Raw genomic sequence first — 11,506 nt, forward strand, 5'->3', positions numbered from 1 at the left:
GCGTCACTTGATGATGTTCAAAAAGCTCTTATTGATAGTTTCTCATACTTGGATAGCAACAGAGACATGGTCTCAAAATTGACCTATTTCAAATGGCTTAAATTAGATTAATGAAAGCGATTTGGTATCAGTGGGTGACATGAGCATGTCTGCTGAGAAAAACAACATAAAAGTAGTCAACCTATATCAAGACTTGACAGCGTCGGACATATAAAGCCCGTGGGACGACAGACCATAGCGAGGCTTTACCTCCCCCTGTTTGAAAGAGGGAAAAGGCGGTACGGCGACCGCCTCCACACAGGTAGCGGCTTTGTCCGCCCTAATTGAACATCAGCCGAAGAAGAAGGCGTTCTTTCAAACCGAGAGGGTAATCCGGTTAAACGAGCCCGGAAGGCGGTTTGCTGGTCTGGGCTTTTTGATACTCGCAGGGATTATCTGATCAGGACGAGCCTTTTTTGCAGGGTGGGCTGGCCTTCCAGCTCCGCCCTGAATAAATAGATACCGGAAGCGCAGCGCTCCCCGGCGGCGTCAAGCAGGCCCCAGTGCCAGGCGAAATCACCTTCCGAGGCCACCGGCACCGTTTCAACCAGTTGTCCACGCAAGTTGTAAACGCCCAGCCTGCCGTTCAGCGGAGCGGAACTCTTGATGCTGACCTCCACCCTGCCGCCCGCGCCGATGGAAGCAGGATTGGGGCCGACCACAAGCGTTGGGGGCACTGCCCCGGGGTCGCTGGCGGAAACGTGGGAGACCAAGACCTCATTGGTGCGCGGGCTTTCGTTCACGCCGTCGAAAGCGCAGACAGTGAGGCAGTGTTCAACTTGGTAATTGAAGTTGTTCGAGTGCCAGCTATTTAGCAGGAAAGGCACTTCCGCCAGGAGGGTATCGTAATTGTAAACGCGGTAATGGGTCCAGTTGTAGATACCGTCATCCGCCGGAGCCTGCCAGTAGAGGGTGAGGGCCCAGGGGCTTTCGACGAAATGTTCCACCTGGTCAACGCAGAGGCCGGTGGGCTGATATACCGGCAACAAGGGCTGATAGAACCACCAGTTTCCCTCGTGCAGATACTGGAACACGATGTTGCCGACCACGGTTTCGCAATTTGCCAGGTAACCCGCGTTGTAGTGGTAAACGCGGCTTAATCCCTCGTCCAGCACGCGGACGGAGATGAGTTGCTGGTTAACAGTGTCTGACTGGAGGATAAGCATATGGGTGTTCGAGCCGTCGGAAGCTGTGGTCACGATTTTGGCACGGAACATGCTGACGCGCTGGGCTCCGCTGTCATTCAAGATTTCGGTGCGCAGCCAGGTATTGTTATGTTCGATGCCGCTGATCTTGTCCCACACCACTTCGTCTGCGAAGTTGAAGATGATGTTGCCGGCTTCGTTGAAGCGTTCGTGGCGTTTGAGGAAGACGTAATCGCCCGATTCGTAAAGCCAGTTGATGTGGTCCCAGCGGTAAACGAAAAAGCGGTGATAAACAGGATAGCAGAGATGTGCGCCGATCTGTTCGGGCGAACCCACATCCTGAAAACGCGGCGGCTGCGTCTCCTGGATTTGGATGACGCCAGCCTCAACGGGCTCCAAACCGTCCGGAGAGAATGTCTCCGGAGTCAGCAGCCCGCCCGGAGTGCCATAGAAGACACGCTCCACCCCTTCCACATCGGCCATGACCACCACGTGGAACTGCCCGTCAAATATCTGGGAAAGCGTGAAAGGCTGGTCCGGGCTCACCGGCTCTTCATAATAGATTTCGCCGGAATCAGCTCCCACGATCTGAACGCGGTGGTTGGTGAGGCTGAAGGCCCCGGCGTAGCTGACGGAGCCGGTCACGGTGGTGGGAACAGGTATGGGCAGAATAGGCTCGAAATCTACCAGGGGCAGGCTGGGGTCGTCGTTCTGGTCGTTGATGCCGATGGCTATTTCGGCTGGGTCGTTGGTTCCCCAGCTGTTGTTTTCTGCCCAGATGGTGAGGCCGGGGGTGGTGTAGGAATAGGTGTAAACGCTGTGCGGGATGTTGGAACCGTCGATATTATCGTAAATTTGGTTTTCGCCCTGGGCCCAGGCGTGGTAGATGTCCAGGTTTCCCAGGCAGGGTTTGGCGTTGTTGCCGAGGTAGAAGCCGGTGAAATTGCCGTGGATGATATTTCGCTCAAAGTAAGGCTCGCTGGTGGCTCCGGCCACCATGACTCCGGCCCCGGAATTGGCGTCGCCGGGAATGAAGTTGTGGCGGATGATGTTGTCCGCCACGTAGCCGGAGGCGTTGAGCAGATAGATGCCGGTGAGGTTGTATTCGATGACGTTTTCCAGGATGTGGGGCTGGATGGCGTTCACGGCCTGAATATCCCAGGCTGTTATGCCCTGTTTGTGGTTGTGGTGGATGTGGTTATAGCGGATCATGGGGCTGTTGGAGCCTCCGGCTGATTGGTTGGAAAGCTGGATGGCGCCGCGGTATTGCGATCCGGTGCCGTTGAAGCGGACCTCGTTGTATTCGATGAGGGCGTTGCTGTTCTGGGAAATGAGGATGCCGTTGCCGATGCTGTTTTCCACAATGTTGTACTGGACCAGCATGGTGGCTGGGTCGGCGGAGCCAATGCCGTAAAGCTGCATTCCCTTGTCGTTCAGGTTGAAGCGGCAGTGGCTGATCAGCACAGGCGAGTCGATGGCATTGACCCCGTATTCGGCCTTTTCGATGTAGCAGCGCCGGATTTGGCTCTGGAGGCTCTCGTTTTCCAGCCGGATGCCCTTCCAGAGGGCGCCGGGGTCCGCCTGGCCGCTGCGAAAGCGGATGGTGTCAGCCTCGGTTCCAACTGCCGTGAGCTTTCCTTCCGCCTTGAGCCGGTAGTTGCCCATCACAAAAACCTCCACGCCGGGCTCGATGCTGAGGCTATCGCCCGCCGGGACGGTCACGTCTCCGATGATGTTGTAGGGGCTGTTGGCCAAAGTCCAGGTTCCGGACTGGTTTCCGCTCACATCCGTGGCAGCCAGCCAACAGAACGGCAAGACTATAAATAAGATAGCAATTGCACGTCGCATGATTTCCTCCAGGGTCGGTAATGGTGCTCTGAGAAACAAAAACGGAAGAAGGCATCGCCCTCTTCCGCGTTCAAGCTTGCGAAATAAGCTTATTCTGATATGGCTTGCACGGGACAGGTGCCGATGCAGGCGCCGCAATCAATGCAGGTGCCTTCGTCGCATTTGGCCTTGCCGTCTTCCAGGGAAAGAGCCTGCACGGGGCAAACATCCACGCAGGCCCCGCATCCGATGCAAGTGTCTTTATCGATCTTGACTGCCATTTCTATCTCCTGTGTAAGGTTTTGTCCAAGATTCCTGCCAAAGCCGGATTCGTCAAGGAAAATCTATTCTTTGGCCTTGCCCTGGTCAGCCACCACTTTTTGGGCTTGGGCCAGCTCGTCCGCGTCGGCCAGGTAATAGCGTTTTGCCACGCTCAGGTCGGATTTGAATTCATAAACCAGCGGTATGCCGGTGGGGATGTTCAAGCCGACGATATCCGCGTCGCTGATCCCGTCGAGGTTTTTAACGATGGCGCGGAGGCTGTTGCCGTGGGCGGAAACGATCATCCTTCGCCCGGCCTTCAGCCTGGGGACGATCACCTCATCCCAGAAGGGCATGGCGCGTTCGCAGGTGTCTTTCAGCGATTCGCAGAGGGGAAGCCGGTCTTTCTCGAGACCGGCGTAGCGGGGGTCGAAGCCCGGATGGCGCGGGTCGGTAAGTTCCAGTGCGGGCGGAGGAACGTCGAAGCTGCGGCGCCAGGTCATCACCTTCTCTTCCCCGTATTTGGCGGCTGTCTCGGCTTTGTTGAGCCCCTGCAAGGCTCCGTAGTGGCGTTCGTTGAGGCGCCAGTCTTTGTGGATGGGCAGATACATGAGATCCATCTCGTCAAGCACCAGCCAGAGGGTGCGGATGGCGCGTTTGAGCACGGAGGTCCAGGCTTCGTCGAATTCAAAGCCCGCCGCGGCCAGGCGCTGTCCGGCGATCCTTGCTTCCCGGACGCCCTTTTCGGAAAGGTCCACGTCGGTCCAGCCGGTGAATAAGTTTTCCTTGTTCCAAATACTTTCGCCGTGGCGGACAAGCACTATCTTATACATTTTTATCTCCTTAGGTTGTTGTTTTATAGCGGATGACCCCCTCTTTCACCTCCAGGGCGCGGGCCAGGATGAACAGCAGGTCCGAAATCCTGTTCACGAACCGGAGCAGCGGCGGCGAAACATTCTCCTTCCGGGCCAGGGCGACCACTTCGCGCTCGGCGCGGCGGGCCACGGCGCGGCAGATGTCCAGTTTGGCCGAAGCCGGCAGCGAGCCGGGAATCACAAAACCTGTTATGGGCGTGTCAGCTTCCAGTTCTCGGACAAGTTCTCCGACCGCCTCCACATCCCCTTCCTTAACGGGATTTTGGTAGTTCCCGCCGGGGGTGGCCAGTTCACCCATCAAGCGGCAAAGGGCGTTTTGGATGTCCAGGATTATTGACAGCGCCCGATCATCAGAAATCTGGTGACGCGCGTCCCCCAGATGGGCGTCCAGTTCGTCTAAAGCGCCGTAAGCGCGCACGCGCAGATCGTCTTTCCAAACCCGTTCCCCGCCGTAGAGTGAGGTCTGGCCTCCGTCGCCGGTTTTCGTGATGATGCTCATTTTATCGCGATGACGGAGATTTCCACCAATCCGTCTTTGGGTAGCCGGGCCACCTGGATGGCTTCCCGGGCGGGAAAGGGGGCGCTGAAGTTGCGGGCGTAGATCTCGTTGAGGGCGGTAAAATCGTTCATGTCCTTCAGGAACACGGAGACTTTCATCACGTCGCGGAAGCTCATTCCCGCCGCTTCCAGAATGGCTTTGAGGTTGGCGAACACGAGGTTCGCCTGGGCTTCGAAGCCTTCGCCGAAATTTCCCGTTTCGGCTTCGATCCCAAGCTGTCCGGAAACGAAGAGGGCGTCGTTCATCATCACGGCCTGGGAATAGGGCCCCAGGGCGGCAGGAGCTTTGATTGTTCTAATAGCTTGCATATTATCTCCTTATTTTCTTAGTGTTTTACGCGCCAGTTGGACGGATTCGGCCAGGCGGTGCAGGGGTATGTAGGCCTGGGTGTCGCGAGCCAGGTTGAAGAGCAGCAGCTTGCCTTCGCGTATGTTTTCCTCGCGGATGGCTATCATCAGGTCGCAGTTCCTGGCCCGGGCACGGGTTTGTTCCTCCCCGCTTTCGAGAATATCCGGGCTGAGGACGGTGATGATATCCTCCGAATGCAGTTCCTGGGCGATTTGCAGCAGCATCATCTCCATATCCGGCGACTGCGCGCAGATATAAACCGAGAAATCCCTGTTCCAGTCGAAAAAGAGCCGGCGAGCATCCATGGCGGCAAACACGAGGTCGAGGTCCAGATAGAAGCCCACAGCGGGGATGCGCAGTTTGGTTATCTTTTCCGAGAGGTTGTCGTAGCGGCCGCCGCCGCCCACGGTCATTTCTTTCTCACCTTCGCCGATCACCAGGTCAAACACGGTTTCGTTGTAATAGGCGAAATTCTTGAACAGGCCCGGGTCCACTTTGTAGATATGGCCCAGATTGGCCTGCACCTTCTGAATGCTGGAGAATTTGGCCTTGCAGCGCTTGCAGAGGTGGTCGAGGATCCTGAGTTCACCCGGCACCCTGTGGCGGCAGCGTTCATCCTCGCAATGGGTTTCGGTGAAGGGATTGGCCCCCAGTTCATCCAGGCAGGCGGGGCAGTATTCAGCGCTGTGCTTTTCCATCTCCGCACGCACGGCTTTGCAGAATTTCTCCCGGCAGATTTCGCAGCCAAAGCTGTTCAAACGCAGGCTGGCGTCCCGAAAGCCCAAATCGCGCAGCAGCCTTATGCCCAGGCTTATGACCTCGTTTTCCGAAATCAGGCTGGAACTGCCCAAAAGCTCCACCCCGAGCTGGAAGGATTCCCGCGGCTCTTGGTCACGCCCCTGGCGGAAAACCGGGCCGTGGTAGTAATAGCGGTGGATGTCGCCCCGGCGGTAGGTCCTCGCAGCGTAACTGAGCACGCTGATGGTGCATTCGGGACGCAAGCTCAGGTTGCCCGGACCGCCGTCATGGCCGCAGATGTCCAGGGTTTTCGCCGCGAGCCGCGCCGCTTCCCGGCCCGGCATCAGCGCCGTGATCCCCTTATGCTCCAAGTCGCGGTTCTGCAGGATGGGCAGGCGGATCTCCTGATAGTTGTGCAGCTTCAACACACGGTCGAAACGCTCTTCCATCAGCTTCCACTTCCACACTTCTTCGGGCAGGAACTCCGCGTAAGGGCGCTCGGACAGGGGCATTTTTTCTCCTCTTGATTTGGTTAATCCATGCTGAATTTACCGCTTTTTCTGTCAATGAAAAGGATGATTCATGTTCAATCAGGGTGGATGAGGCCATCCCGACCACTTTCAGGTTGAGTGTCGGCAACCACTTGTTTCAGGCTCTCTTTCGAACCGGATGGGTAAAGCCTCGCAGAGGCGGCAGACCATAGCGAGGGTGTGCAGTGAGCGCAGCGAACGGAACCCCTCGACAATGGATCCCAACTACCTTCTGAGCCACTTGCGGGTGAAAGAACCGCGGGGATTGATTTCTGTCGCCCACAAGGGGCTTTCCATTTTGTTATCGCACTTGTACGAGGGGGTTACGCACCATCGCTATCGTTATGTCGCCCAACGGGCTCGATCAACCGGACTACCTACTCTATTTGAAAGAAAGCGATGTTTTAAAGGAGGGCCATAATTGCTTGCCCACCGCAATGTCCTGTCAGTCAGGCTCTGAGCGCCTGCGACTATCGCCCTCCCACGCCACTCGAATGACGCTCGCATCGAATGCGGAGATAGTGCGGGAGGCGCGTCTGGGAATCAGGAAAGGGCCTTAACGGCCAGCCTGCATGGCTGTGAAGTTTGGAGCCAGGTCTGCCGGTCGGTCAATTCAGCCAGGCGGGGTCGATGTTGGGCGGGTTTTCCGGGTCGGGGTCGTAAATCTCGAAATGGTCGGAATCGAGGGTATAGTAGATCTCTATCCCGGCTTTACCGAAAGCGCGGTTGCTGATGGCGATGATGATGCCGTCGTCAGACCAATCAAAGTTGAATTGGTCGGTGTCGGCCTCCGCGGGGTCAATGAAGGCGTCCAGGCTCTTTGGCCAGTCCCCGTATTCATCCTGGGCCTTGTATTCCCGGGCTTTTCTGGCGATGGCGCTGAAGCGGGGCCGAATCGAGCGGACGGCGTTTTCGGCTTCCCGGCGCTTCCGCGCGGCGATATTGGCCTCGATCTCCTCTTGGCTGAGCGTTTCTTTTTCGCTTGCCGGTCCTTCCACCGTTTCCTCCGCCACGGCTTCTTCGGACCGGGGGCCGAAGAGGTTGGGATTGATATCCAGCCACGCCTTGAGCATGAAACCGAGCGTGACCAGGATGATGGCGATAATGAAGATGACGAGGAAGGCGCGCAGTCCCGGCGGCATTCCCTTTTTGGGGGCAGGAGGAATGGGTGTGGGGGCCACAGGCTCGACGGGAACGGGCTTTTCGCTGAGGGGCGGGGCGGTTTTGATAGAGTCCAGCGAACTGGTGTCTAAAGCCCTGATCGCTTCGGCGGCGGTGGGGCGCAGCGAAGGTTCCTTGGCCGTCATGGCGTTCATCAGATCCACTATGTGGTCGGACATATAGGGATAATAGTCACGCGGATGCGGCATGGGGCTTTCCACGATCTGTTTTTCGATGAGGAAATCGCTCTCGGTTTCCGTGCTGAAGGGCAACCGCCCGGTGAGCATTTCATAGAGGACCACGCCGGTGGAATAGATGTCCGAACGGCTGTCCACATCCCGCGGCGAGCGCACCTGCTCCGGGCTCATGTAGTAGATGGTGCCCAGCCTGGAGCCGGCGAGAGTGAACTGGGGATTGGCCAGGATGCGGGCTACGCCGAAATCCAGTATCTTGAGGTCGTCATTTTCGCCGATCATGATATTCGAGGGCTTGATGTCGCGGTGGACAACGCCCTTGGTTTGGGCATAATCCAGGGCGGAAAGGATCTGGCGGAGGATGCGCCGGGTACGCTGTTCCGGAATGGGGCCGACGGTGGCGATGAGGTCGCGCAGGGTCTGGCCTTCGGCGTATTCCATGACCATGAAATAGCTTTCCTGCTCCAGGAAGAAAGTGAAGAGGCCAACGATGTGGGGATGCTGAAGCTGTGACAGGATGCGGGCTTCGTTGATGAAACGCTGGCGGAAATGCTCCTGATGGGTCACGGACGGGTCGAGCATTTTGATGGCGACCTTGCGCCCCAGCAGCTCTTCCTCGGCGGAGTAAACCTTGCCCATGCCGCCTTCGCCGATGTAATCCAGCACACGGTAGTTACGGATGAAATCGCCGGGTTTGATGATCATTTCAGGACGCGGCCGCCTTTCTTTGAACTGTCGGCTTTAACGGCAGCCACCTCGGCTTTGATGTCGTTCAGGGAAGCGTAAACACCTTCAAGGTTGCCCAAGGCTTCATCGTAATCTCTGAGGGCCTGGTCCACCGAGCTGTCGATGCGGTTGTCTTTAAGGCTGTCCAGGGACGGCTTATCGCCTTTTTTGGCCAAAACGTTGATTGCGCCGATACCCTGGTTGATGAGGTCCCTGCCTTCAGGCGCCTTGCTGGCCAGGCTCAGTTCCGCCTCGCGCAGCTTCAATTCCGCCCTGGCCTGGGCAAGCTGATTTTCCGCTTCGGAGATCATGGCCAGATGGTCTTCTCTGCCCCGCAAATACTCATAGCGGGCGTTGAATTCCCTTTCCGTGATGCTGGTGCTGGCCGTGCGCAGGATCTTTCCCTCCTCAGTTCCGGAGGACAGAAGGGTCTGCGGTTCGCTCACTTTCACGTCCAGCAGGCAATAGGACAGGAGCAGGGACATTTCCCTGCCAAACACAGCCGGAGCCCTGGCCAGCAAGTCCTCCAGCGTTTCCACCTCCGAGCGGCGGGAGGCCATTTCCGGCTCTTCCACCGATTTGACACTGTAGCTGTATTCGGACTGGATATTGAATGATTTGCCGCTGCCGGCGGAGATACTGTCCCAAAGGAAATAAGCGCCGGCAAGCAGTCCAATCACCCCCAGCACGATGAGGCTGATTAGCAGCGCGGACGGGGATTTCCTGGGCTGGGACGCTTCCTGGTGGTAAAAGACCGGAGCAGGACGGGGTTGGGTGCCGGACTTAACGCCGGAAAAAGCGACCGCCACGGCGTTCCAGTCCAATTCCACGATCCCGCCCAGGGAAACCCTGTCGCCCGGGCGGATCAGGGCGCTGGTCACTTTCTGTCCGTTCACCAGGATGCCGTTCAGCGAGTTCTGGTCTGTGATCCGGTAATGTGAGCCCTCTTTGGTGATCACGGCGTGAAGCCGCGAAATGCGGTCATGGTTCACAACTATGTCGTTTCCGGCGTCACGGCCAATCCGCAGTTGCCGGGAAGGGCTTACAGGCTTGCCGCAGACAATGCAGAAACTGCTGTCCGCCTCGATTTCCGCTCCGCAATGGACGCATTTCATGGTTTCATTCTCTCCGTAAGGTCAGCCTTTGTTCAGGCTGACGCCGTAGGGCCCTACCAAGATGCGGGCGCGCAGGCGGGCGAAACGGTTTGGGTTGTTGAAAAGCTGGTCGGCATTGACCGAATCGTATTTTTTATAAAGCTCCCGGGCCGCGTTCCAGGTCTGGTCATCGATAGGGGAAGTGCCAGAGGCGATGAACTTGCTTTCCCAGCCCTCTTTGGCAAGGTTGAACTGACCGGAGGAGCGCAGCACGGCGATGGCCATCAGGGCGGTGATGTCCTCGGATTTCAGATTGTGCCCGGCCTGGTAGGCCAGCTTGGCATAATCCAGATAGATGGTCTGGCCGGGAACGATGTAGATCACCTGGTTGGCTTCGGATTTGCTGATAAATTTGAAGTTTTTGGCCTGCGCGGTCTTGTTGCTCATGGCGTTAAAGGCTTCCAGATAAGGGTTTCCCGCGGCGTAAGACTGCAGCCGGTTGGCGATGGTGGAATCCGCCACCGCCAGTTTGGGGTCGATGGCCTTTTCCGAGGCTTTTTCCCCTTTTTTCTTCCGCTCTTCTTTCAGCCGCTTCTTTTCTTCTTTGGCCAGACGTTTGGCCTCAGCCCTGGCGGCTCTCAGGGAATCTCGGGTTGCCGCGATTTCCGGAGAGGGTGGAACCTGGATGGACCGGGCATACCAGAACACGGCGCCCAGAAAGACCAGCAGCGTGACAACCAGAGCCAAAGGAGGCAGTATTTTCTTCCTGCGCGGAGTGGGAAGCTCTTCTCTGAGCGTGAAGGGCGAGCACTGCTGCACCTGCACGATCTGGATGGTTATGTTGTCGTTCCCGCCGCGGTCGTTGGCCATATCCACCAGGTTCTGGCAGGCGATCTGGGGTTCCTCCTCCATCTGCTGGTGCAGTTCATCTTCCTTCACGTATTCCGTAAGGCCGTCCGAGCAGAGCAGGAAAACGTCGTCCTGCTGCAGGATGTAGGGTCCCGAGACGTCCGGCGCGAAGCTGGTGTGGCCTATGGCTTTGGTGATGAAATTGCGCCGGGGATGGGTAGCTGCCTGTTCCTGGGTGATGATACCGCTTTCCACCATCATCTGCACCTCGGAGTGGTCTTTGGTGAGTTGGTTGATCGCGCCGCCGCGGCTTAGGTAGATGCGGCTGTCACCGCAATGGGCGATGTAATAGCTAACTCCCTGAATCAGCAGCAGAACCAGGGTGGTGCCCATGCCCGCAAGTTCCGGCTCTAGTTCCACCCGTTCGGTGATCTTTTGCTGGGCGAAATCTATGCTTTGGGTGATCGTTGCCAGCTCTTCTCCGGGCACGTAATTGGTCTCAAAATGTTTGCGGATGCTCTCCACTGCCAGGCGCGAAGCGATTTCGCCACCCTCGTGGCCACCCATGCCGTCACAGACCAGGAAAAGGTCGCCGAATTCGCCTTGAAAATGGCCAAAATAGTCTTCGTTCTTGGTGCGAGCCGGATTTCTGCCAATATCCGAGATGTTCGCGCTGCGGAGGCGGACGGTGTTCTTTTGCATAAATCGCTCCCTGCGTATTCTATTCCCCATGCAGAGGGGTTTTTCCATGTTAAATCAAATGGCCGGGCGTTCCGCAATATGTCAAGTTTTAATTTTTCCCCTCTTTCAGACAGGGTGGGTAAAGCAAGGAGGACAGCTTTCCATTTGGATGCCTCCGCTCCCTCGGTTTGAACCAAAGCCATACATGCCTGTCCGCAGCAATGTCCTGCCAGCTTGACCCTGAGCGCCCGAGTCCATTCCACTCCCCTGCCTCCCGCACAATACCCGCACCAAATGCGGCCATTGTACGGGAGGCGCGTCCGGGAGACAGGAAAGGGCCTTATACCATTTCGCTTGCATAAATACTAGAATTGATTATCCTGTCTCTGTATTCATATCACTGGAGGTAGTGATGAGAAAGATTCAAGTAAGCGACACCTTGCCGGCATCAGAACTCAAACGTCGGATGCTAAGTAGCA

Annotated in this window: 9 protein-coding genes; all 9 read right to left on the minus strand. The window is 57.1% G+C overall.

Annotated features, from left to right (window positions below; translation table 11 throughout):
- Positions 1-431 precede the first annotated feature (431 nt).
- Entirely contained in the window at positions 432-3,032 is a 2,601-nt protein-coding gene (locus GX466_02360; protein NLH93052.1) for a hypothetical protein, read from the minus strand.
- A gap of 89 nt (positions 3,033-3,121) precedes the next feature.
- Complete coding sequence (locus GX466_02365) at positions 3,122-3,292, minus strand: 4Fe-4S binding protein (protein ID NLH93053.1); 171 nt, start codon at positions 3,290-3,292, stop codon at positions 3,122-3,124.
- Positions 3,293-3,355: 63 nt separating this feature from the next.
- Entirely contained in the window at positions 3,356-4,105 is a 750-nt protein-coding gene (gene gpmA, locus GX466_02370; protein ID NLH93054.1) for a 2,3-diphosphoglycerate-dependent phosphoglycerate mutase, read from the minus strand.
- Between the two features lie 10 nt (positions 4,106-4,115).
- Complete coding sequence (locus GX466_02375) at positions 4,116-4,646, minus strand: cob(I)yrinic acid a,c-diamide adenosyltransferase (GenBank protein ID NLH93055.1); 531 nt, start codon at positions 4,644-4,646, stop codon at positions 4,116-4,118.
- Positions 4,643-5,014: a RidA family protein gene (locus GX466_02380; protein NLH93056.1), complete on the minus strand. Its 372-nt coding sequence runs from the start codon at positions 5,012-5,014 to the stop codon at positions 4,643-4,645. The genes GX466_02375 and GX466_02380 overlap by 4 nt, the downstream gene beginning before the upstream one ends.
- 9 nt (positions 5,015-5,023) lie before the next feature.
- On the minus strand, positions 5,024-6,304 hold the full coding sequence (locus tag GX466_02385) for a hypothetical protein (protein ID NLH93057.1): 1,281 nt from the start codon (positions 6,302-6,304) through the stop codon (positions 5,024-5,026).
- 626 nt (positions 6,305-6,930) lie between these two features.
- Positions 6,931-8,382 (minus strand): protein kinase, encoded by a 1,452-nt coding sequence (locus tag GX466_02390; protein ID NLH93058.1) that lies wholly within the window; start codon positions 8,380-8,382, stop codon positions 6,931-6,933.
- On the minus strand, positions 8,379-9,518 hold the full coding sequence (locus GX466_02395) for an FHA domain-containing protein (GenBank protein ID NLH93059.1): 1,140 nt from the start codon (positions 9,516-9,518) through the stop codon (positions 8,379-8,381). Before GX466_02395 ends, GX466_02390 begins: the two co-directional genes overlap by 4 nt.
- Positions 9,519-9,539: 21 nt before the next feature.
- Positions 9,540-11,048 (minus strand): Stp1/IreP family PP2C-type Ser/Thr phosphatase, encoded by a 1,509-nt coding sequence (locus GX466_02400; protein ID NLH93060.1) that lies wholly within the window; start codon positions 11,046-11,048, stop codon positions 9,540-9,542.
- Between the last annotated feature and the right edge of the window lie 458 nt (positions 11,049-11,506).

The organism is Candidatus Cloacimonadota bacterium, assembly GCA_012516855.1.
Taxonomy (GTDB): Bacteria; Cloacimonadota; Cloacimonadia; order Cloacimonadales; family Cloacimonadaceae; genus Syntrophosphaera.

Bases quoted from the DNA above. Each gene is read 5' to 3' on its own strand.
- GX466_02390 (NLH93058.1), bottom strand. From the start codon at position 8,382: ATGATCATCAAACCCGGCGATTTCATCCGTAACTACCGTGTGCTGGAT.
- GX466_02395 (NLH93059.1), bottom strand. From the start codon at position 9,518: ATGAAATGCGTCCATTGCGGAGCGGAAATCGAGGCGGACAGCAGTTTC.
- GX466_02360 (NLH93052.1), bottom strand. From the start codon at position 3,032: ATGCGACGTGCAATTGCTATCTTATTTATAGTCTTGCCGTTCTGTTGG.
- GX466_02400 (NLH93060.1), bottom strand. From the start codon at position 11,048: ATGCAAAAGAACACCGTCCGCCTCCGCAGCGCGAACATCTCGGATATT.
- GX466_02375 (NLH93055.1), bottom strand. From the start codon at position 4,646: ATGAGCATCATCACGAAAACCGGCGACGGAGGCCAGACCTCACTCTAC.
- GX466_02385 (NLH93057.1), bottom strand. From the start codon at position 6,304: ATGCCCCTGTCCGAGCGCCCTTACGCGGAGTTCCTGCCCGAAGAAGTG.
- GX466_02365 (NLH93053.1), bottom strand. From the start codon at position 3,292: ATGGCAGTCAAGATCGATAAAGACACTTGCATCGGATGCGGGGCCTGC.
- gpmA (NLH93054.1), bottom strand. From the start codon at position 4,105: ATGTATAAGATAGTGCTTGTCCGCCACGGCGAAAGTATTTGGAACAAG.
- GX466_02380 (NLH93056.1), bottom strand. From the start codon at position 5,014: ATGCAAGCTATTAGAACAATCAAAGCTCCTGCCGCCCTGGGGCCCTAT.